Below are 22,399 nucleotides of genomic sequence, written 5' to 3'. Positions count from 1 at the left end.
TCGATCAGCCACAGCAAGGCTGCAACGTTTGCCACTGGCGGAACGACGCTTTCCCGGTGGCCCGAGGTGCAGGATGAGCAAGCCCATCGAGGATTACGGATTCATCGGCAACATGCTGAGCGGGGCCCTTGTCGCACAGGATGGGTCGATGGATTGGCTTTGCCTCCCGCGGTTCGACTCCGACGCCTGCTTTGCAGCTCTGCTAGGGACACGCGAGCATGGTTACTGGCGTATATCCCCTGCGGGCGGCCCGCAGCGGTCCAGCCGGCGCTATCTTCCTCACGCGCCGATCCTTGAGACCACCTTCGAGACGAGGGATGGTACGGCGGTCCTCGTGGATTTCATGCCGCTTTCCGATGACCCCGAGAAAGTCGATGTAATCCGCCTGGTACGGGGCGTGTCAGGCCGGGTGACGATGCGGATGGAAATGGCCCTGCGGTTCGGCTACGGCAAGACTATCCCCTGGGTGCGCCGCCGCGACTATGGAATACACGCGGTGGCCGGGCCGGACGCAGTTGAGCTCGTGACCCGTGTCCCCCTTCATGGCGAGGACATGTGCACCATAGCAGAGTTCGACGTGAGAGAGGGCGACGTAGTCCCCTTCACGCTCGCTTATCATCCACTGCATCGCGAGCCCCATTTCATCGGCGACGCCCAGATGAGGCTCGAGCACACGGAAACCTGGTGGCGGGACTGGGTTCGCATTTGCAGACTCTCCGAATTCGAGAGTCCGGTGTGGAAGGACGCTGTGGAGCGCTCGCTTGTCACGCTCAAGGCGCTCTCTTACCAGCCCAGCGGTGCAATCGTCGCAGCCCCCACGACCTCCCTTCCGGAGGAGATCGGCGGGATGCGCAACTGGGATTACCGTTACTGCTGGATTCGCGACGCTGCCCTTACGTTATACGCGTTCATGAATGCCGGTTACTTCGATGAAGCTGGCGCGTTCAGGGAATGGTTGCTGCGCGCCGCCGCAGGTGCGCCCAATCAGATGCAGATCATGTACGGCGTGGATGGCGAGCGCCGCTTGACGGAAATCGAGTTGACCTGGCTGCCCGGCTACGAGAACAGCGTCCCTGTACGAATAGGCAACGGCGCCTGCGACCAGATTCAGATCGATGTATTTGGCGAATTGATGGACGCGCTTCATACCGCCCGCAAATCGCAACTTGGTCCAAATCAGGACGCCTGGCGGTTTCAGCAAACGCTGCTTTCGCGATTGGAGGGCCTGTGGCGGGAGCCCGACGAAGGCATCTGGGAGGTGCGCGGCGGACGCAAGCACTTCGTCCATTCAAAGGTGATGGCCTGGGTCGCATTTGACCGGGCGATAAAGGCCGTGGAGCAAAGCGGCTTCAGCGGACCAGTCGAGACATGGCGCGCACTTCGGGAGGAGATCCATCGGGAGGTCCTGGTGCGGGGCTATGACAAGGGCCGGAACACCTTCGTTCAGCATTATGACGGGACAGCGCTTGACGCTTCGCTCTTGCTGATCGCGGAAGTCGGATTCCTGCCGCCGGAGGATTATCGCTTTCGTGGCACTGTCGAAGCTATCGAGCGCGAACTCCTGGAAGACGGGCTTGTGCTGCGCTATCGTGTCGAGGAAACCGAAGACGGACTTACTGGCGAGGAAGGGACCTTTCTCGTTTGCAGTTTCTGGCTCGCCGACGCCTACACCATGATCGGCCGCACGGGCGATGCCGAAGCCCTTTTCGAGCGCCTCTTGTCTTTGCGCAACGACCTCGGGCTTCTTGCAGAGGAATACCATCCCCGCCTCCGGCGCCAACTTGGAAACTTCCCGCAGGCATTTTCCCACATCGGTCTGATCAACACCGCATATAATTTGCGCCGCGTCAGTGGTCCGGCACAACAGCGCGCGGATCTCGGCGAGCCGCCTCGCGCGGACGACGCATCCAGGAACAGAGCCGCCGGTGCGCCACGCGATGAGCCTTCCCTGGATTGAGCTGGTTGAGAACTGGTACAGCGAAGGATTTACTGTCGCATGTGATGCGTTCCGCAAGTAAATCGTACTCGCGGCAAGGATGTTCGAGCTAGCCATAATAGACGACATGCCGCCGAACAAACAGGTCGGTACCCGGTGCTGAAAGCGAGCGATAGCGTTCTGACAGAGCCAGACAGTGCGTGCTATAGTTAATTTCATCTATTTTTGGCTAGCCTCGAAAAGTAATCAAGTAATCTGAGATGACTAAAATTGGTGTTCGCGCGTGCGCTCGACTCAGCTTTGCGGACCCCTCGGGGCAGACTCGGGGGCCCTGCTTCCCTTCGCTCCCGGGGACCTACATCCACCGTACAGCCTCCAGCATGCGCCTGGTGATCAGCCGGATTTTTGCGGTAGCAAGCCCCACGGAGAATTTTTTTGGAGGCTCCTTGGCAACCGCCTGTTCTGTCCGCTGGAACCCATGTCTCCGATGAAAATATGGCCGGGAAACCCTTATCCGCTCGGGGCGACCTATGATGGCGCGGGAACGAACTTCTCGCTATTTTCGGAAGTGGCGGAGCGTATCGAGCTGTGCCTGTTCGATGAGCGCGGCAGGGAAACGCGGTTAGGCCTGCCAGAGGTCACCGGACACTGCTGGCACGGATACCTCCCCGGCGTGGAACCGGGGCAGCGCTACGGCTTCCGCGTGCACGGCCCATGGGCGCCTGAACAAGGGCACCGCTGCAATCCTTCCAAACTCCTGCTCGACCCTTACGCGAAGGGTATCGATGGGGATGTTACCTGGGACGAAGCCGTATTCCCCTACCATTTCGATGCCGACCCCGACGCATCGAATGACAGGGATAGCGCGCCATTCATGCCCAAGTGCATTGTTCAACAGCCTTTCTTCAACTGGGCCGGCGATCACCGGCTGCAACGGCCATGGCATGAAACCGTTATTTATGAGTTGCACGTCAAGGGCTTCACGGCACAGCATCCCGACATTCCACCCGAGTTGCGTGGCACCTATGCAGGGCTTGCTCACCCTGTCTCCATCGGATATCTGAAACAACTTGGCGTCACTGCTGTCGAGTTGTTGCCGGTGCACTATTTTGTGCATGACAAGCACCTTCACGACCGGGGCCTGCGGAATTACTGGGGCTATAACTCCATGGCATACTTTTCGCCGCATGGCGACTATGCCGCGGACAAGCGGCCGGGCGCCGCCGCCGCCGAGTTCAAGACGATGGTCAAGGCAATGCATCAGGCCGGTATTGAGGTGATCCTGGATGTGGTGTACAACCATACCGCCGAGGGCAATCACCTGGGGCCGGTGCTGTGCCTCAAGGGGATAGACAACGCCTATTATTATCAGCTGATGGAGGATCGGCGCTATTACAGGGATTACAGTGGCACTGGCAATTGCCTCAGTATGCGCCAGCCCCACGTACTGCAACTGATCATGGATTCGCTTCGTTACTGGGTGCTGGAAATGCACGTGGATGGTTTCCGCTTCGACCTGGCCTCGGCGCTGGCGCGCGAGCTGCACGAAGTGCAGATGTTGAACGCATTTTTCAACATCATTCAGCAGGATCCGGTGACAAACCAGATCAAGTTGATCGCCGAACCGTGGGATCTGGGCGAAGGCGGTTACCAGGTAGGCAACTTTCCATCAGGCTGGTCCGAATGGAACGGCAAGTATCGTGACTGTGTGCGCAACTTCTGGCGAACCCAGGCTCCGACTCTGAGCGAATTCGGTTACCGCTTTACCGGGAGTTCCGACCTCTACGGCGGAAACTCGCGCAGTCCGTTCGCGAGCATCAACTTTGTCTCGGCGCACGATGGGTTCACCCTGCGCGATCTGGTGTCTTACAACGAGAAGCACAATCTGGCCAACGGCGAGGACAACCGGGACGGCCACGACGATAACCGTTCCTGGAATTGTGGCGCCGAGGGTCCCACGGACGACCCCGAAGTGCTCACCCTCCGCGTCCGGCAGCAGCGCAATTTTATGGCTACTCTGATGCTGTCGCAAGGCGTCCCCATGTTACTTGCGGGGGACGAGTTCGGCCGCACACAGCAGGGGAACAACAATGCCTATTGTCAGGACAACCCGATTTCCTGGGTAAACTGGAGCAACGTGGATGAAGATTTACAGGAATTCACCGAGCGCCTCATTCGATTCCGTCATGAACACCCGGTCTTCCGCCGCCGCCGCTGGTTTCAGGGCCAACCCATCCACGGCGGGGACAAGGACGACATCGCCTGGTTCAATTACATGGGGGAACAGGCGAGCGAGGAGTTATGGGGTGGCGAGACAATCCAGACCCTGGGGGTTTTCCTCAATGGAGAAAGTTTTCCCAACCCGAATGCCCGTGGCGAGCCGGTGACGGATGACAGCTTTTACCTGATCTTCAACGCCCATTTCGAAGAGATGGATTTCATCCTGCCTCCTAACCACTGGGGGTTGCGTTGGCTGAAGGTGCTCGACACGGCTCAGGGTTGGCTGCAGGGTGGGGATGAGGATGCGCACGGCGCATCACCGCTCGAAGCCGGCGCGAGCCTGACAGTGGTGCCGCGATCGTTAGTGCTCCTGCAACGCCAGGCTTGAAACCACCCGCTGTATGACAAACGACATGTAGCGTCGCCGCATGAGACACACTCTGTCGGGATTTGCCCTGCATCACCAATCCACCACGTAGAAACGCAGATACCCGCTTTGGCTGGCAGGACACGTCTTGACGGGTCCTGCCAGACTTCTTCGGCTTCCAATGCCTGGTGATCACTCATCAGTCATTTGGTCTGTTTCCATATAACAGCGCATAGGGAAACGTTCCGAAAATTTGAGCCAGCTCCAGCCTCTGGCCCGCGAACGTCTCTTCGGTCAATATATTGGTCCACTTCCCGCGCATACAATCCGGCGGTAACTCAAGCCATGTGTCGGCCCAAGCAGCCTTGCCGACTGGAAAACCGCGCTGCTCCCCTATGAGCCCGACAAACAACCGGGGCACAACCACCAGCAGGACCTCATTTCCATGCCGCCGCGCGTAGGCGCACACATGCTCCGCGCGCAGGCCATGCGCTTTTAGAGTTACGTAGTCGCCATTACGGAAAAGCTGTTCGCGCTCGCGCCGAAAAGTGAGCGCTTTCCAGCTCAGGTAGAGCTTGATCCGGCCATCCCGGACGTTCTCCAGCAGACGTCGAGCGCATACGCTGGCGCCCTCTTCGGCGCATATCGAACGGATCGCAGACAGCGCGGCACCGCGCGTGCTGTAGTCCACCGGACGCCGGTTATCCGGATCCACCAGGCTGAAGTTCCATACTTCGTTGCCTTGGTAGATGTCCGGCACTCCAGGGGATGTGAGTTTGAGCAGCACCTGCGACAGGCTGTTGAAAGCGCCAATCCATGCAATCCGCTGCTGGAACGGCAGAAAATCACGCAGGAACAGATTGACCGGTTGGGGGGAGAGAAGCGTACGCACAAAATCTTGCGTCGCCTCCTCGTACTCCTTGTTCGGATTGATCCACGAACTATGCACTTTCGCTTCACGACCAGCCTTGAGCATGTAGGCGGCTACGCGATCCGAGAGTTGGGCCAGCTCGCCCGCAGCAGGCTTGTCAGAGGTGTCCAGGATGTCGAATGGCCATACGCCGAGCAGAGTCTGATATAGCAGATACTCGTCGTTGCGACTCGGCGCGTACCCGCTATCCAGCTTTCTGCGGCTACTGCGGTTGAGTTTCCTCCAGCGCAAAAGGACGCGGCTCCATTCGTCGGGTATTTCGGAGAGCACAGTAATGCGCCCACGCACGTCTTCCGATCGCTTGCTGTCGTGGCTGGAGGTGGACAGCATGGCATGCGGCCAACGGGCCAGCCGCTCCTGATTCTCCCGGTGAAATGCCGCGAGCGACACTCCAAAACGGCCCGGTTCGCTGCCAACCTCATTCTGCGATATCAAGCGGTTGTACTGATAGAAAGTGGTGTCCTCCATTGCCTTGGCCATTACCGGGCTCGTGTACTGCTGAAATTTCATTGCAAAGGTGCACACTGCATTTTGGTATGCCTCGCTCTTGCCCTTGGCCTGCCGCGCCAGCAGCACGTCCCGCACGAAATCGAAAATACCGGGATCTGCCGCCTGGCTTCGCTTTTTCGCAATCCCCACCGCCCAATCCACATAACGGGCGTCGGCGGCGGAGCTTTCGCAGCGAGAAACATAAGTACGGTAAACCGGAAAGCTGGCCACGATCTGGGCCAGCGCACTGTGTTGGCTATTGAAGGTAAAGTCGCAGGTGCGGCGATCGCCTTTAGCGATGCGAGCAAGTTGCGTAGCCAGCACCTGCAGTTCGCCGGAGAGGGCGTTTTCCATGATTAGATGCTTGTTCGCCTGCACCATGGCGTCAAGGTCCGGCCGTGCCCGAATAAAGTTCTCATAGATATGGGTGAAACGGTCAGCAGAATGGCCGTCGACAAACAGGCCGGTGCAAATCGCAGCGAAGTCATAACCCGTCGTGCCGTGGACCGGCCAGGATTCGGGAAGATGTTCATGCGCAGCGAGTATTTTTTCCACCACAATGTATAACGGCTGTGCATTTTCCTTCAGGGTCCCGGGAGAGAGCATCGCCGCCATTGCCTGCAGCCGCTCGAAGTATTCCTTTGGAGCGTATAAACCGTCCGGATGGTCGATGCGCAACCCGCCGACATACCCCCTTGCCAGCAACTCGCGTATCAGCCGGTGTGTGCTCTCGAACACCTCCGGATTGTCCATCCGCAGTGCTGCCAGATCATTGATGTCGAAGAAACGGCGGTAGTTGATTTCATCCGCAGCCGCACGCCAGAAAGCCAGGCGGTAGGCCTGGGCTTCCAACAGTTCGTGCAACAGGTCGAGATTCCCCTTGTCATCCGGTGCACGGTCGTTGAACGCGTTGAATACCGCCACATTCTCCTGGATGAATTGCGCAATGTCCGCACTGGTCGCGGAAAGGAAGGCGAGGCGGCGCTTGTGTATCTCCTTGTCACGAGCGCGCTCGGCCACCGCCTCGGGCACAACATTATCGCGCAATGGCAGGTGGCTGAAAACGGTGATCAGAGACTGCAGCTCCAGAAACTCCGGGTGCTGGCCGCCCAGCCGAGTCTCGAGACGTTCGAGGCCATTGCCAAGAATGCGCGGATACTCCCGGGGGTCAACGGGGAACCGGTGCTCGTAATAGAAGACGCTGAACGAGCCCTGTTCCGGGTCAAACGCAAGTTTGAGTTCGCCGCTCTCAAGGATTGCGCCATAGTGGTCGCCGAGTACGGGCAACAGCACCCGCCCTGGCAAGTGCTCCCCAAAAATATACCAGTCGATGTCGAAGTAGCTGGCGAACCGTGACGCCGGCCCGTTTTCCAGCACGTCGAGCCACCAGCCGCTATCAGCACCCGTGATACACATGTGGTTCGGCACCACGTCCATGATCTGGCCCATGCCGCGTCGTTTCAAGGCAGCGGAGAACTGTTCGAAGTCACGGAAGGTCCCGATCTCGGGATTGATGCTGCCATGGTCGGTGACGTCGTAGCCGTGGGAACTGCCGGGGCGGGCCTTGAGGATGGGGGAGAGATAGCAGTGACTTATCCCCAGCTCATCCAGGTATGGAATCAATTCGGCAGCCTGACTGAGGTTGAAATCCAGGTTCAGTTGCAACCGATAAGTTGCCCTCGGAATCTGCAGCTCTATTCCCTGTGCAGCCGCTCCCCTTAAGGAGGCGGACATTTGCGATGCCGGACGCTCCCGCTGCAGCGCACACAATATACCTTGCAAATAGATACTCTCGTGCCACTCCTCGAGATTGAGCGGTAGCTTGAGGCGCCAGCAAGGGTAAGCGGGCTCTGGCGCACCCGGCAGATTCGGCTGCTCGCGCACCCCGAAGCCGTCTTCCATCTGCACGAGCAGGAGCTTCGACGGCGCCTGCGCCAGATAGGTGTAGACTGCTGCCGCGAGCTCCGCTGTCATTTCCGGAAAGTTGACCGGGTGAAGCCCGGCGCCCGGCGGCAGCACGCCCTGGCCCTCCAGCGCCACCAGCAGCTGTGCGCGGTCCGCGGCGCGCTCAACAATTTGCTGATTGCGAACCTCGTCATCGGGGAACAGATGCTGCTGGTCGCGCAAATCAATGTCTAGCCCCTGCCAGAATCCAGCCAGTGTCGGGAGATCATGCGTCGTTACGGCAGCCACGGCATTTACCGGATACTCGTGCGGCGGTTTCAATCTTCCGTCGTCACGCCGCTCGAAATACAACAGCCGTGTTGACATCACGTTCATTGGCAGCAAGGCTTCCCGTACTTCATCCGGCACCGTCCCCAAATCCTCGCCTACTATCAGGCATCGGTTCCGCTGGCTCTCCAGCGCCAAAATGCCCAGCATATCTTCGAACGGATAGAGCACATAGGCACCCTCCGTTGCAGGCAGGCCTGGCGCTACCCAGAACAGCCGGCGTAGTCCCATGATGTGGTCTTTGCGCAACGCCCCGAAATCGCGCATATTGGCCTGTAGCATCTCGATAAACGGCTCATAGGCAGATGCTGTAAGTTCATGGGGAATCCAGGGTGGCAGTCCCCAGTCCTGGCCGAGACGGTTGAAGTCGTCGGGGGGCGCGCCTGCCCGCGCATCGAGTGCGTAAAGTCCGCGTCCCGCCCAGGTGGCCGCCCCGCCTTCCGCCACCCCTATTGCCAAATCGAGCATCAGGCCTACACCTAAACCCACTTCCCATGAGCGTGTCCTGGCCGCGCCCAACTGGGTAGAAGCATGCCACTGCAGGTATTCAAAGTACTCCACGCGGTCGAGATGAGCATTGCAGAACGCTTCCACCTCCTGCGCATTCGGCTCACGGTAGGCTTCCGGCCAGACAGGCCATCCCCAGACAACACTATCCTGTGCACGGAAATACTCCTGCAGCGCCTCGAATAACGCGTGCCTGCGCAGGCTCTGGCCGTACTCGGACTGGAAAGCGCGAAAAGCGCGTGCCCGATCGGTGCTTTGGCTCAGGTGAGCGCTGCGGAAATGAAGGTACAGGCAGTCAAGAACTTTGGACTTCACCTCTGCAACACCACGGTAATCCACTTGTTCGGTAGCGCGAAGCGCCCGTAGCTGCGCCTGGAATTGTGGCGCATGCACCATCGAGCGCACTTCCTCGCACTCGGCAAAATCAGGAATGGCCTCCACGTCGAGATAAAGCGGGTTGAACCAGGCGCGACTGGAAGGACTGTATGGGCTCGCGTGCTCGGGCGCGTCGGGAAATAACGCATGAAGCGGATTGAGCAGCAGCGTGCTTCCACCAGCTTCGGCGCAAATTTCGATCAGGCGGCGCAAATCCCCGAAGTCCCCGATGCCGTAGTTACGCTCGGAGCGTAAACCATACAACTGCAGGGCGAATCCCCACACGCGTCCCTCGCCCTCGATGACCGGCGGCTTGTAGCAGGCGGCGGGGGCAACGATAAACGCCATCTCGGCGGTAATATCACCCCCGCCAGCCCGTTCAATCGAGAAGCGGTGATAACCCGGCTCAATCGGGAGGTCCAGCGCCAGCACCCGCCGCACGAATTCCTGTCCGCCCGGATCATCGAGACGATGGCGCTCCATCTCCTCCATCTGCCCGGGAGTAAATTCTCCGTCATCCCGGGCACCGGACTCCCTGTGCAGATACCAGCGATAGGCGAGTTTATCCTGGGTTACGGGGAGAGCGATGGGGATGCGATACGGCCGCGCCGATTCGCGCACCACCTGTACCGGTGGCATCGCGCGCTCCCATTTGCGCCGCTGGAAAGCGTGCAAGGACGCGGCGGTCTCCTCTTCATTATTCGCCGCCACCCCCATTGCACCGAGCAGGGCACGCTTTGCTGCCTCCGAGGTGTAGCGGGTGTTCCCCCAGATATCGCTGTATTGGGGCAGCACGCCATACAAACTGCATAGTTGATCAAGCGGACTGCTCATACCCTTGGTTTTCCCTTACCCGATTTTTTTGACGATGACCAGCGGTAGGACTTGATATCTATTGCTCGTTGGCGCTGCCGGGCGTTCGCGTCTCGCTGGCCGATGGGAGCGGCTCGAGCGCCCACACCACCGAGCAAGGACCAAGCGTATTTTTTGCCGTATCCGATGATGCTGAATCGGGCAAGGAGGCGAACACGATGCGCCCTTCAGGCAGAGCCGCGCGCACACTCTCTCTGGAAAAATTTGCCAGCAACCGCAGCGTCGAGCCATCACCCAGTTGCCATTGCACCCGCAGGCCACCCGGGGCAAACACTTCGAATTGCGCCGAATGGCCCTTCATTCCCGGCAGGCGGGGTATCAGGACGTCCCTCCGAAGCTTCAAGAGCTTGCGGTAATAGTCCAGCCATCCATCATGCTTCTCTTCCTCGAGCGAACTCCAGTCGATTTTCGAGATAAGAAAAGTCTGCGGCGCATTGGGATCCGGTATCGCGGCCTCCATTGTGGCGTCGTTAAAGCGCGCAAACCTGGCAAATTCTCGCCGCCGGCCTTGCGTCACGGCTTTGCGCAGTTCCTCCCCGAAGTCACAGAAAAACTGAAAAGGCGACTTCGAGGCGAACTCCTCACCCATGAACAGCATGGGAATGCTTGGCGCCAGGAGATAGACGGCAACGGCGGCTCGTACGACGTCCTCCTGGCCAATATGCGTAATGCGCTCGCCAAAAGCCCTGTTGCCCGCCTGATCGTGAGATTGCAGAAAGGATACGAAGGCTTGTAGCGGCAAGTTCGTGCTCGTCTCGCCGCGCACCGTCTGCTCCCGATAGGCTGACACCTCTCCCTGATAGGCAAAACCTTCCGTGAGACAGCGCCCCAGGTGGCGCACGGGATCATCAGCGTAGTCCATATAGTACCCATCCCTCTCTCCCGTTGCGAGGACGTGGAGCGCATGGTGAATATCATCATTCCATTGGGCAACGTACAATTCCTGTTCCAGATAGCGCGCACTGTTGGCATCGTTTTCAAGAATCAGGTGCACATGTCGTTCCCGGCCAATCCCGGCATGAACGCGCCGCGCGAGTTCGATAAGGATGTGCGGACTGGAGTCGTCGATGATGGCATGCACCGCGTCAAGGCGCAGGCCGTCGAAGTGATACTCTTGCAGCCAGTACATGGCGTTATGGATGAAGAACTCGCGCACCTCCCGGCTGTTGCGGCCATCAAAATTGATTGCCGCGCCCCACGGCGTGTGGTGATGTTCGGTAAAGAAGTCCTTCGCGTAAACGTGAAGATAATTCCCTTCCGGCCCAAAGTGGTTGTAGACCACATCAAGCAGAACCATCAAGCCGCGCGCATGCGCCGCCTGAACCAATGCCTTCAGATCGTCCGGACGGCCGTAGCGACTGTCAGGCGCATAGGGCAGAACGCCATCATAGCCCCAGTTTCTCGTGCCGGGAAAATCCGCCACCGGCATGAGCTCGATCGCGGTGACGCCCAGTTCCACGAGATAGTCCAGCCGCTGAGCAACTCCGGTAAAGGTTCCCTCCGGCGAAAACGTGCCAACGTGCAATTCATAAATCACAGCCTCTTCCCATGAGCGTCCGCGCCACGTCGCGTCCTGCCAGGCAAAGGCCGCGGGGTCGATCACTTCGCTTGCACCGTGCACGTCGTCGGGATTAAAGCGGGAAGCCGGATCCGGAACGCGCAGGTCGCCGTTCACCTCGAACCTGTAGCGCGTTCCCGCCCCCGCTTGGGAAGCGGTCAATTCAAACCAGCCTCCCCCGCGCGCGTCCATGGCGAGCACCTGCTCGTGCTGCCCGTCGGCAAGGCGCAGCCCCACCTGTTTGCAACTGGGCGCCCAGAGACGGAAGCACACTCCCTGTTCCGTGAGTCGTGCCCCATAGGGCATGCCATAGGTCCGCGCGAGCACCCGTGCCCCTATCTTCTGCGTTGCATCAACCGGATCAGCCGCTGCATGGGGCCGTCCACTAATCTCAAATCCTGTGCAAGCGCGTTGCTCACGCTTGCCACGGCCTTTTCCACCATAAACAGCGTGACCAGTGTATCGACCCCTGCCGCATCGGAAGGAAACAAGGCGTGCCCCTTCATTGCAGTGCGATAGCTCTTGAAGAAATCACTGGTTGCGAGCGCTCGCCAGTTTTCCGCCTGCTGTTGCAACGCAGCGCCCACTTCAGGATATTCTGCGGTTACATGCTCCAGCGCTGCTCCTGCGGCCTCCCAAAACGAAAACAGCATACCCGCAACATCACGCAGCGGAGTATGTTTCCAGCGGCGCTCCCGCCACGCGAGTTCAGGTCCGCCGCCATAATTCGTGATTAGAAAATCATTGTTCGACAACCATACCTGACGGAGGTGGTAGTCGCCATGACATCGTGCTTTCATCGCCTCCGGACGCAGCGTCGCGGCACGACCGACGCGCCGGTAGAATCGCGGCCGGGCTGCAAGCAGGCTGTTGCCAATCAACCTCGCCGAGTCGGGCAGGCGTGGCAATTGCGCTTCCAGCAACATGTACATTTCGTCCATCTGTGTTCGAACATTGTTCACCCACTCGGCAACATCTTCAGGGGTGATGGCTTCGCTGCCAAAGGCTCCGGCGGGATCCGGTGGAGCGAGTGCCTGATGGAATTCAGCGGTGCGCAGTCCCAGCGTTTTTACAAGCGCCATATAAGCGGCATGCCGCGAATCAATGAGACGCTTCTGCTGCGTGCGGCATTCGTCCAGGTACCGTTCCAGATAGTCACGGGTATAAGCCCAGGCGCTACCCTGATTCTCAGCGTATCGCTCGAGGATCGCCAAGGTTGAGCTGTTCCCCTTGCTATCCGAGTACTCCACGGTGCCTGCCAGTTGCGCCATGTGTGCAAATTTCGCTGTCTCCGTCAGGAAATGCGACATCTCCAGCTCCGGATGTACACCGGCAAGCAGCCAGCGATAACCCTTCAACACGAGCCGGCCACCCAGATTCACCAACAGACGTCCCCGTTCTGATACGGTTCTTGTCACCTCTGCCGTATTTCCCTGATGGTTGAGGCCGGGAAAAGCGCTTGTTGCCCGGAAACGAACCTGTCCTCCACCAAACGAGAGCGTCGAGCCCTCTTCCATGCCTGAGATCACCGCGCGGCAGAAATCATCGTCCCAGAACGCGTCGAACAGCACTCCAGTCCGGTCGCGCCGCCGCACCTTTGCCAAGGTAGCAGGCAGTACGGCGCTCACGAGGCTCTCGCCTTCATCGTCCCACGCGAGCGCCATTGGTAGGGCATAGCGATTCCTTTCACCACTGCCAAGCGTTAACGTAACAATGGCCAATAGCCAACGGCCGCGCCCGATAGACCACTCATGCATCTCGCCAAGCTCGAACTTTTCCAGGACGGCGTTCCTGTTCCCGAACCACGGCTGGGAACGGAAGAAGCGGGGCATGATCTGCTGCTCAAGCTGCTCCCGCGCGCGCCGCGCCATCAGCTGGTCCGTACCCCCGCTGACCTCCCTGCGGCCGGACAGGGTGGCCCATCCGGTCTCCACAAGTATCAGTACAGGCAGATCGGGCGACAACTGCCGCTCCTCGCGCCCCTCGTGCCACGGTGGCGGTGCCACATCCGTAGCCAAACGGAAGGCATAAAACCCATGCCCGCTCAAGGAGAGCAGATACGGTCGCTCACCGGCCGGGGGGAATGCAGTGCGTCCCATCAATTCGACAGGCACTCTCCCCTTGAACTGGCTCAAATCCAGTTCCACCGCCTGCGCCGCCCGTGACATGTTTGCCACGCACAAAATCGTTTCATCCTCGTGCTCGCGCAGATACGCGAGAATCTTCCGGTTACCTGGCCGCAGAAAGTGCAGGGTGCCTCGTCCGAAGGCAGGGTGCGCCTTTCGCATCGCAATCAGACGTTTCGTCCAATTGAGCAGTGATGACGAGTTGCGACGCTGGGAATCCATGTTCACGGTTGCAAAGCCATACACGGGATCATCAATGGGCGGTAGAAACAACCGTTCAGGATCAGCGGTAGAGAAGCCCCCGTTGTGTCCTCCAAGCCACTGCATTGGGGTGCGCACACCGTTGCGGTCGCCCAGGAGAAGGTTGTCACCCATGCCGATCTCGTCTCCATAGTAGAGAATGGGCGAGCCCGGCATGGTCATCAGCAGCAGATTCATCAGCTCAATCCGGTGCCGGTCGTTCTCCAGCAGTGGTGCGAGCCGTCGTCGAATGCCCAGATGGAGGCGCGCCTGAGGATCGACCGCATACATTTGATGGAGATAGTCCCGCTCGCGGTCCGTGACCATCTCCAGGGTCAGTTCATCGTGGTTGCGCAGAAATACGGCCCACTGGCAGTTGTCCGGAATGTCAGGTGTCTGCTCCATGATCTCGACGATAGGATGGCGATCCTCGCTCGCGATAGCCATATACATGCGCGGCATGAGCGGGAAATGAAAGGCCATGTGGCATTCGTCGCCATCGCCAAAATACTCGCGCACATCCTCCGGCCATTGATTCGCTTCTGCAAGGAACATCCGGTTGCGGTGGTGTTTATCCAGTTCAGCCCGCATGCGCTTGATCACCGCATGGGTTTCCGGCAGGTTCTCGCAGTTGGTACCTTCGCGCTCGCACAGATAAGGCATTGCGTCCAGACGCATGCCATCAATGCCTGCGTCGAGCCAGAACCGCATCACCTGCATCATTGCGTCGAAAACATGCGGGCTGGCGAAATTCAAGTCCGGTTGGTGGGCAAAAAAGCGGTGCCAGTAATACGCCTGGGCCACCTCGTCCCACTCCCAGTTGGATTGCCCTATGTCAGTGAAAATGCTGCGCGCGCCACTGTACCTGGAGTCGTCGTCGCTCCAGACATAGTAGTCTCGTTCGACAGAACCCTTTGGCGCGCGCCGCGCGGCCTGGAACCAGGGATGCTGATCCGAAGTGTGGTTGATTACCAGTTCCGTGATTACACGCAAAGCCCGGCGATGCGCTTCGTCGATAAACTTGTGGAAGTCCGCCATGTCCCCGACATCCGGATGCACATTGTGATAGTCGGCGATATCGTAGCCGTCGTCACGCCCGGGCGAAGGATAGAATGGCAGGAGCCAGAGCGTATTCACGCCCAACTCCTGCAGATAGTCGAGCTTCGAGATCAAACCCGGAAAATCTCCGATTCCGTCACCATTGCTATCAAAGAACGTCTTGACGTGCAACTGGTAGATGATGGCGTCCTTGTACCATAGCGGGTCTTCTTCTCGCTTCATAGTTTGCTGTTTTCGATACCACAGTTTGCGGCGTCCGCCTTCCTGCCCGGCAAATACCCGGCTACCTTATTAAGAATAGATGCAGTTGCTCATTTTGCTTGAGTTTGGCAGAGCCTGCGCGGTCTTTTTTTGCGGCACCCGAGAGATGGCGCGATTGGTGCGAGGCGTACTGCCTCCTTCAACCGTACCTCATAAAGGCCGGATTGAAAATTTCTGATAATGATGTTGCCGGAGCGCTCCTTCCTCTTTGCCCTGTGAATCAAGAAGCGATGGTGGGACTGCCAGATGAGAGCCATGCTTCGGTACGGGATATCAATGGGAAGCATTCCGGAAATACCGGTAAGGCGGGCGATAATCTTAATACTTACTCAACTGTCACGGATTTCGCCAGATTTCTCGGCTTATCCACGTCGGTGCCTTTTTGCAGCGCAACGTGATAAGCAAGTAATTGCAGCGGGATGGTATGAAGGATAGGGCTGAGCGAGCCGGCATGTTCGGCCAGGCGGATGACGTGCAGGCCTTCGCTCTCCTGTATGCGGGAATCGGCATCGGCGAAAACATAGAGTTCGCCGCCGCGGGCGCGGACTTCCTGTAAATTGGATTTGAGTTTTTCCAGCAACGTGTCGTTGGGCGCGATGGCAACCACCGGCATATCCTTGTCGACCAGCGCGAGTGGGCCGTGCTTCAGTTCACCGGCAGCGTAGGCCTCGGCGTGGATGTAGGAAATTTCCTTGAGCTTGAGCGCCCCTTCCATGGCGATAGGGTAATGCATGCCCCGTCCCAGAAACAGGGCGTGACTTTTTTTTGCAAATCGCCCGGCCCACACTTTGACCTGCGGCTCGACCTGCAATGCAAGCTGTAGCGCAACGGGGAGGTGGCGCAGCGCAATGATCATCTCACGCTCCTTCTCACCGGTTAATCTGCCTCGCAATTTTGCCAGTGTCATGGTAAGCAGCATCAGGGCCGCCAATTGTGTGGTAAATGCCTTGGTGGAGGCTACGCCGATCTCGGGTCCTGCACGGGTGAGGAAGCGCAGATCGGTTTGGCGTACCAGCGCGCTTTCCGCCACGTTACAAATCCCAAGGCTGTAGCGATGTCCCAGGGACCTTGCATAGCCGAGGGCAGCAAGCGTGTCGGCCGTTTCACCGGATTGAGAGATTCCCACTACGAGCGTATTAGCGCCAACTGCCGGGTTACGGTAGCGGTATTCGCTGGCGATTTCGACGTTGCAAGGTAATCCGGCAACGGTTTCAAGCCAGTAGCGGGCGACGAGTCCGGCATGGTAACTGGTGCCACAGGCGAGGATCAGAATGCTATCGGTGTTGTTGAAAATATTTTCCGCCTCGCTGCCGAACAACCGCGGGGAAATGGATTGCGCGTTGAGGACCATTTCCAGCGTATTCGCCACCACGCCGGGCTGTTCGAATATTTCCTTCTGCATGAAATGGGCGTAAGGGCCCATCTCTACCGATTCATTGCTGAGTTCGCTTTCCTGCACGGCGCGCGCCACTTTCATGCGCGCGCCATCTTGACAATTGACAACGCTATAACTGTCGCTGTACAGCTCGGCCACGTCGCCGTCTTCGAGGTAGATCATGCGCCGTGTCACCTGAAGCAGAGCGGAAGCGTCGGAGGCGGCGTAGGTGCCGGACTCTCCAAGGCCCAGCAATAAGGGCGCGCCATTCCGGCAAACGACTATGCGCTCGGGGCGCGCCTCTTCCATTACGGCGATTGCGTAAGCACCCACCAGTTCGCCTGTTGAACGGCACACCGCTTCAAATAAATCCGGATTTTTCCTGAGATGGAAAGAAATAAGATGGGCGATAACTTCAGTATCGGTATCGGAAGTGAATGCGAATCCAGCACTCTGCAAATGCTGACGCAGCGCCTCATGATTTTCGATGATGCCGTTGTGCACTACCGCCACGTTCGGTCTTTCACCCGAAAAGTGTGGGTGAGCATTGCGCTCGGAAGGCGCGCCATGGGTAGCCCAGCGGGTATGCGCGATGCCGGTTTCGCCGCTGAAGTGCTGCTCATCCGCAAGTTTGCTTAATTCGGCAACCCGTCCGGTAGTGCGTAATCTGTGCAAACCGCCATTGTTAAGCGCGATCCCCGCAGAATCATAGCCTCGGTATTCAAGGCGCCGCAAACCTTCCAGTAGAGCAGGAACGATGTTGCTTTTTGCTACGGCGCCGACTATTCCGCACATCTGAGGAGCTCCTTGCGGCTACATGCCCAAGAAAAACAAAGCGGGCAGAACCCGGTTGCATCGCATTTCATTTATTACCCTTCGACTTTTTGACCGGCCGCTGCCATCCTTCAATGCTGATTTGCCTGGCACGTGACAGAGTCAATTTCTCCGGCGGGGTATCTTTGGTAATTGTCGAACCGGCGCCAATAGTGGAACCCTGGGTGACCGTAACCGGCGCGATCAGTTGCGTATCGGAACCGACAAAAACATTATCCTCGATGATGGTCTGGTACTTATTGGCGCCATCATAGTTGCAGGTAATGGTCCCCGCGCCGATGTTGACATTTTTTCCCACGATGGCATCGCCGATGTAGCTGAGATGATTCGCTTTGCTGCCGGCAGCAATGGCGCTATTTTTGACCTCTACGAAATTGCCGATATGAACCTCGTCGGCAAGCCTGGTTCCGGGACGGATGCGGGCGTAAGGTCCAATACGGCAGTTTCTTCCGATTTCAGACGTTTCCATCAGGCTGAAGGGCGCGATCACTGATCCTGCCGCCACCTTGACGTTTTTCAGGATGCTGTGAGCACCCACTTTCACGCCGTCGTCCAACTGTACGCGGCCCTCGAAAATACAGTTGATATCAATTTCCACGTCCCTACCGCAAATAAGCTGACCGCGAACATCGATACGGCCGGGGTCAATCAGGGTAACGCCTTGCTCCAGCAATTTTGATGCGGATTCCTTTTGGTAAATGCGCTCAAGCTCCGCAAGCTGCGCCTTGCTATTAACGCCGACCGTTTCCCAGGCATGATGCGGCTGTGTCGCCTCTACCTTGACGCCATCCTTCACGGCCATCGCGACAATATCGGTAAGATAATATTCCTTTTGTACGTTGTTGTTTTCAAGTTTGTTTAGCCATTCACGAAGATTCCGGTCCGGAATTGCCATGATACCGGTATTGGTTTCGAGAACTTCCCGCTGTGAGGGGCTTGCGTCTTTTTCCTCGACAATGGCGGAAATCTTACCCGTTTCGCTATTCCGTACGATTCTACCGTAGCCGGATGGATCGGTGAGTTCTACGGTCAGCAGACCTAGCGTTTTCTCTCCCGCCGTCGCGATCAACTTTTTTAAGGTTTCGACGCTGGTAAGCGGCACATCGCCATATAACACGAGTGTCATGCCATTCTTACCCGCATTATCCAGATGCGGGAGTGCCTGCATTACCGCGTGGCCGGTGCCCAGCTGGGGCATTTGGCGCGCCCAGGTAAGCGTCGCATCGGCAATCGCCTGTGGCACAGCCTCCCCGCCGTGTCCGTAGACCACGCAAATTTCATCCGGCGACAATGCGCGGGCCGTATCGAGCACGTGGGCCAGCAAGGGTTTACCCCCCAGGTGATGCAAGACCTTGGGAAGCGCCGAATTCATCCGCTTGCCGAGCCCGGCAGCCAGAATGACGATATTTAATTTAGACATCAATGAAAGATAGTAAAGAATGGCGAGCCCGGACGAAGGCAGCAGATATACGTATCGTTATTGCACTTATTGCTACGTGAGCGCTGCCGTCGCGGGACATTGTCCGTTGGTCCACGCAATTACCAACTGATGAAGACTCACGCCAGGAAATTGAGATGGAGGGTAATTTATCACATTGCGACGCTAAACCGAAGAACTTGCCCACGTTCTATCGGGCACAACAGCCCCGAAGTGTCCTGAAGGGAGTTTATCAACTTGCCCCAACCGTACCACCCGTAAGCAAGTCGGTCGCGATGCATCCGCAGGGAAGCAAATCAGAAACGTTAAGACGCCACCAGGTCTTCATGCTCAGGGGTGTACTTCAGTCCAATAGGAAATAACGTTCAAACGAGTACGATGCGGCACTGGCTTTCGTCATTGCTGAACGCACGGATTCAATCCCTTTTTACTCCCTAATTCTGCTCCTACAAAAATGCTTTCTTTAAACCGCGAAGAAATGGTTACGTTTGTGCGCGAACGGACCGATTTATTTGATACCGCTGGAAATCAGAACCCGTTTTCATCCAGCGCATGGATCTTGCATTTTCTCAAGAATATTGCAGAAACTGACTGGACATTTTTTGTTCCCGAGTCTCGGACCGATGGTGAAAGCGTCATGCTGTTATATAGCGAGCGCAGAGCGCCTCATCGACGCATGGCCCTCACTAACTACTATGCCTCGCTATATTCTCCGATGATCAGTTCGGCTCGGAATAAGAACACCGCACTCAGCCAGCTTGTTCATCAATTAGCGCGATCAAAACCCGGTTGTGCTGTTATAAATTTCTCGCCCCTGGATCAGGAGGCTTTCGATGGAATTAGCTTACGCCGGGCTTTCTCTGACTACGGATGGTACACCAGGAAATACTTCTGTTTTGGAAATTGGTATCTGCCGTGCGCCGGATTAACGTTCGAAGAATACATGTCTCAACGACCCCGCCAGATGTATAACACCTGGGTCCGCAAATCGATCAAATTCGAGAAAAAACAGAGTGCTCGCTTACAAATCATTACCGATCTCTCGGATACCGCAATGGCCATGGAAATTTATCACAATATTTATTCCAAAAGCTGGAAGAAGCCTGAGCCATATCCGGATTTTGTCACGGATTGGGCAAAGATCTGCGCTGAAAACGGGTGGCTTCGTTTAGGAATTGCGTGGGTAGATGATGTACCGATAGCGGTGCAATTTTGGTTCACTGTGAATGGCCGCGCTTATATCTTCAAGCTTGCCTACGACGAGGAATATTCCAAGTGGTCTGCCGGAACGATACTTTCTGCTCATATGATTAAATACAGTCTTGAAAAAGATCGCGTCATTGAAATCGATTATTTGACGGGGGATGACAATTACAAGCGTTCATGGATGACGCACCGGAGGGAAAGGGTCGGTGTGCTGGCCTGTAATCTGCGGAGCCCACGTGGATTGGCGATCGCCGCTACCGAGTTTATGGGCGAACTAAGTAAACGGTGGCGCAACCGTTCATCCAATATTGGGCCCATACACACATAATCCTAAATCCGGCACTTAACCGCCCATTTCACGGTTCTGCGCTATAAGTGCAAAGACTTCTGCATCACTTGACCTTCCCCTTTGCGGTGGGTTCGCTACAGGGGCTTTGAGAGGTTTTCGAGAAATAAAAAAGGGCGGCTATTGCCGCCCTGCCGAATCCGATCGCCGGCTGTCAGTGCCCGCGTTTCCGCAGTTTCTGGATTGCCGACAATTGCGCGATGGCTTCGGCGAGTTCGGCCTGTGCGCGTGCATAGTCCATCGCAGAGGATCGGTCTTTCATTGCTTCTTCGGCACGTTTCTTGGCTTCAATCGCTTTCAATTCGTCAAGGTTGGCCCCTCGCACGGCGGTGTCGGCAAGAATCGTTACCACATCCGGCTGAATTTCGAGTATGCCGCCCGAAACATAGACCAGTTCTTCTTCTTGAAGCGGCGCCTTGATGCGCACGGATCCAGGCTTGATGCGGGTGAGCATCGGCGTGTGCTGCGGATAAACTCCCACTTCTCCCGCCTCCGCCGGCGCTACCAGAAACTCCGCAGGCCCGGAATAAATCGATTCCTCTGCGCTGACAATATCCACGTGAAATACACCCATCTTAGCTCCCACTCATCTTTGATTCAATTGCATCACACGGCCGCCAGTTTCAATAAAATAACTTATTGCAAGGTCTTCGCTTTTTCGACCGCTTCGTCTATCCCCCCGACCATATAGAACGCCTGTTCCGGCAAATGGTCGTACTCTCCCGCTACAATGCCCTTGAAACCCTTGATTGTCTCTTTCAGCGACACGTATTTACCGGGCGAACCGGTAAATACTTCCGCCACGTTGAAGGGCTGTGAAAGAAAGCGCTGAATCTTGCGCGCCCGTGCCACGGCCAGCTTGTCTTCCGGCGAAAGCTCATCCATTCCCAGAATCGCAATGATGTCGCGTAATTCCTTGTAGCGCTGCAGGGTTTGCTGCACGTCACGCGCTGTACTGTAGTGCTCTTCGCCAACCACGAGCGGGTCCAGCTGACGCGAGGTGGAATCGAGCGGATCCACCGCCGGATAGATACCCAGCGAGGCAATATCGCGCGACAGCACGACGGTTGCGTCAAGGTGGCCGAAAGTCGTGGCAGGAGACGGGTCGGTCAAATCGTCCGCGGGTACATAGACGGCTTGAATGGACGTGATGGAACCAGACTTGGTTGACGTGATACGCTCCTGCAGGCGTCCCATTTCCTCAGCCAGCGTTGGCTGATAACCTACCGCCGACGGCATCCGGCCCAGCAACGCCGATACCTCGGTTCCCGCCAAGGTGAAACGATAGATATTGTCCACGAAAAGCAGCACGTCGCGGCCCTCGTCACGGAAAAATTCCGCCATGGTCAGGCCCGTCAACGCCACGCGCAGCCGGTTGCCGGGCGGCTCATTCATTTGCCCGTAAACCAGCGCCACCTTGTCCAGCACGTTGGAATCTTTCATTTCGTGATAGAAGTCATTACCTTCACGGGTCCGCTCGCCCACGCCGGCAAACACCGAAAAACCGCTGTGTTCGATAGCGATGTTGCGGATCAACTCCATCATGTTGACGGTCTTGCCCACGCCCGCGCCACCGAACAGCCCTACCTTGCCGCCTTTGGCGAAGGGACAGACCAGGTCGATAACCTTGATTCCGGTTTCCAGCAACTCTGTGGACGCGGAGAGCTCGTCAAATGCCGGCGCCTTGCGGTGAATAGACATGGTCTTTTCCGCACCGATGGGCCCCATCTCGTCTATGGGCTTGCCCAAAACATCCATGATCCGGCCTAAGGTCTTGGTACCGACCGGGACCTGTATCTGGTTGCCGGTATTCGACACCATCATGCCGCGGCGCAATCCATCCGAAGACCCGAGCGCAATGGTACGCACCACGCCATCACCCAACTGCTGCTGCACTTCAAGGGTCAGCTCTGTTCCCTCAAGCACGAGCGCGTCATATACTTTCGGCATCGCTTCGCGTGCAAACTCAACGTCAACCACTGCGCCGATACACTGAACAATTTTTCCCTGGTTCATGTTGTTCCCT

Annotated in this window: 10 protein-coding genes; 3 read left to right on the top strand and 7 right to left on the bottom strand. The window is 57.4% G+C overall.

From position 1 onward, the window contains the following. Positions 1 to 73: 73 nt before the first annotated feature. Both BMZ14_RS08785 and glgX read left to right on the top strand, forming a co-directional pair. A complete protein-coding gene (locus BMZ14_RS08785) occupies positions 74 to 1,957 on the top strand; it encodes a glycoside hydrolase family 15 protein (protein ID WP_074796818.1) in 1,884 nt (627 codons plus the stop codon). 457 nt (positions 1,958 to 2,414) lie between these two features. Beyond that, a complete protein-coding gene (gene glgX / locus BMZ14_RS08780) occupies positions 2,415 to 4,544 on the top strand; it encodes a glycogen debranching protein GlgX (RefSeq protein ID WP_256208519.1) in 2,130 nt (709 codons plus the stop codon). 178 nt (positions 4,545 to 4,722) lie between these two features. Here glgX and BMZ14_RS08775 read toward each other — a convergent pair whose 3' ends face one another. The 5 genes from BMZ14_RS08775 to glmU form a co-directional block, all read right to left on the bottom strand. After that, the gene (locus BMZ14_RS08775; protein ID WP_074796814.1) at positions 4,723 to 9,891 is read right to left on the bottom strand and encodes a malto-oligosyltrehalose synthase; all 5,169 of its coding nucleotides are present in this window, start codon (positions 9,889 to 9,891) and stop codon (positions 4,723 to 4,725) included. A 58-nt stretch (positions 9,892 to 9,949) separates the two neighbouring features. Beyond that, entirely contained in the window at positions 9,950 to 11,815 is a 1,866-nt protein-coding gene (gene treZ, locus BMZ14_RS08770) for a malto-oligosyltrehalose trehalohydrolase (protein WP_256208518.1), read from the bottom strand. A gap of 8 nt (positions 11,816 to 11,823) precedes the next feature. Next, the gene (gene treS / locus BMZ14_RS08765; RefSeq protein WP_074796811.1) at positions 11,824 to 15,135 is read right to left on the bottom strand and encodes a maltose alpha-D-glucosyltransferase; all 3,312 of its coding nucleotides are present in this window, start codon (positions 15,133 to 15,135) and stop codon (positions 11,824 to 11,826) included. Positions 15,136 to 15,499: 364 nt separating this feature from the next. Beyond that, positions 15,500 to 17,344 (bottom strand): glutamine--fructose-6-phosphate transaminase (isomerizing), encoded by a 1,845-nt coding sequence (glmS, locus tag BMZ14_RS08760; RefSeq protein ID WP_074796809.1) that lies wholly within the window; start codon positions 17,342 to 17,344, stop codon positions 15,500 to 15,502. Positions 17,345 to 17,411: 67 nt separating this feature from the next. Continuing rightward, positions 17,412 to 18,803, bottom strand: a complete 1,392-nt coding sequence (gene glmU / locus BMZ14_RS08755) for a bifunctional UDP-N-acetylglucosamine diphosphorylase/glucosamine-1-phosphate N-acetyltransferase GlmU (RefSeq protein ID WP_074796808.1) — start codon at positions 18,801 to 18,803, stop codon at positions 17,412 to 17,414. A gap of 472 nt (positions 18,804 to 19,275) precedes the next feature. On the opposite strand from glmU, the gene BMZ14_RS08750 reads away from it, so the two are divergent. After that, positions 19,276 to 20,355 (top strand): GNAT family N-acetyltransferase, encoded by a 1,080-nt coding sequence (locus tag BMZ14_RS08750; RefSeq protein WP_083396727.1) that lies wholly within the window; start codon positions 19,276 to 19,278, stop codon positions 20,353 to 20,355. Positions 20,356 to 20,527: 172 nt separating this feature from the next. Here BMZ14_RS08750 and BMZ14_RS08745 read toward each other — a convergent pair whose 3' ends face one another. Together BMZ14_RS08745 and atpD are read right to left on the bottom strand one after the other, a co-directional pair. Continuing rightward, positions 20,528 to 20,947, bottom strand: a complete 420-nt coding sequence (locus tag BMZ14_RS08745; protein ID WP_074796804.1) for a F0F1 ATP synthase subunit epsilon — start codon at positions 20,945 to 20,947, stop codon at positions 20,528 to 20,530. 62 nt (positions 20,948 to 21,009) lie between these two features. After that, positions 21,010 to 22,389, bottom strand: a complete 1,380-nt coding sequence (gene atpD, locus BMZ14_RS08740) for a F0F1 ATP synthase subunit beta (protein WP_074796802.1) — start codon at positions 22,387 to 22,389, stop codon at positions 21,010 to 21,012. Positions 22,390 to 22,399 lie beyond the last annotated feature (10 nt).

Source organism: Nitrosospira briensis (assembly GCF_900115125.1).
GTDB classification, from domain to species: Bacteria; Pseudomonadota; Gammaproteobacteria; order Burkholderiales; family Nitrosomonadaceae; genus Nitrosospira; species Nitrosospira briensis_A.
The sequence above is the reverse complement of the archived record's forward strand: the minus strand, read 5'-3'. Positions and strand labels throughout refer to the sequence as shown.

Coding starts and splice junctions, on each gene's coding strand:
- glmU (WP_074796808.1), bottom strand. CDS start 18,803: ATGTCTAAATTAAATATCGTCATTCTGGCTGCCGGGCTCGGCAAGCGG.
- BMZ14_RS08785 (WP_074796818.1), top strand. CDS start 74: ATGAGCAAGCCCATCGAGGATTACGGATTCATCGGCAACATGCTGAGC.
- glgX (WP_256208519.1), top strand. CDS start 2,415: ATGTCTCCGATGAAAATATGGCCGGGAAACCCTTATCCGCTCGGGGCG.
- BMZ14_RS08750 (WP_083396727.1), top strand. CDS start 19,276: ATGCTTTCTTTAAACCGCGAAGAAATGGTTACGTTTGTGCGCGAACGG.
- treS (WP_074796811.1), bottom strand. CDS start 15,135: ATGAAGCGAGAAGAAGACCCGCTATGGTACAAGGACGCCATCATCTAC.
- atpD (WP_074796802.1), bottom strand. CDS start 22,389: ATGAACCAGGGAAAAATTGTTCAGTGTATCGGCGCAGTGGTTGACGTT.
- glmS (WP_074796809.1), bottom strand. CDS start 17,344: ATGTGCGGAATAGTCGGCGCCGTAGCAAAAAGCAACATCGTTCCTGCT.
- BMZ14_RS08775 (WP_074796814.1), bottom strand. CDS start 9,891: ATGAGCAGTCCGCTTGATCAACTATGCAGTTTGTATGGCGTGCTGCCC.
- BMZ14_RS08745 (WP_074796804.1), bottom strand. CDS start 20,947: ATGGGTGTATTTCACGTGGATATTGTCAGCGCAGAGGAATCGATTTAT.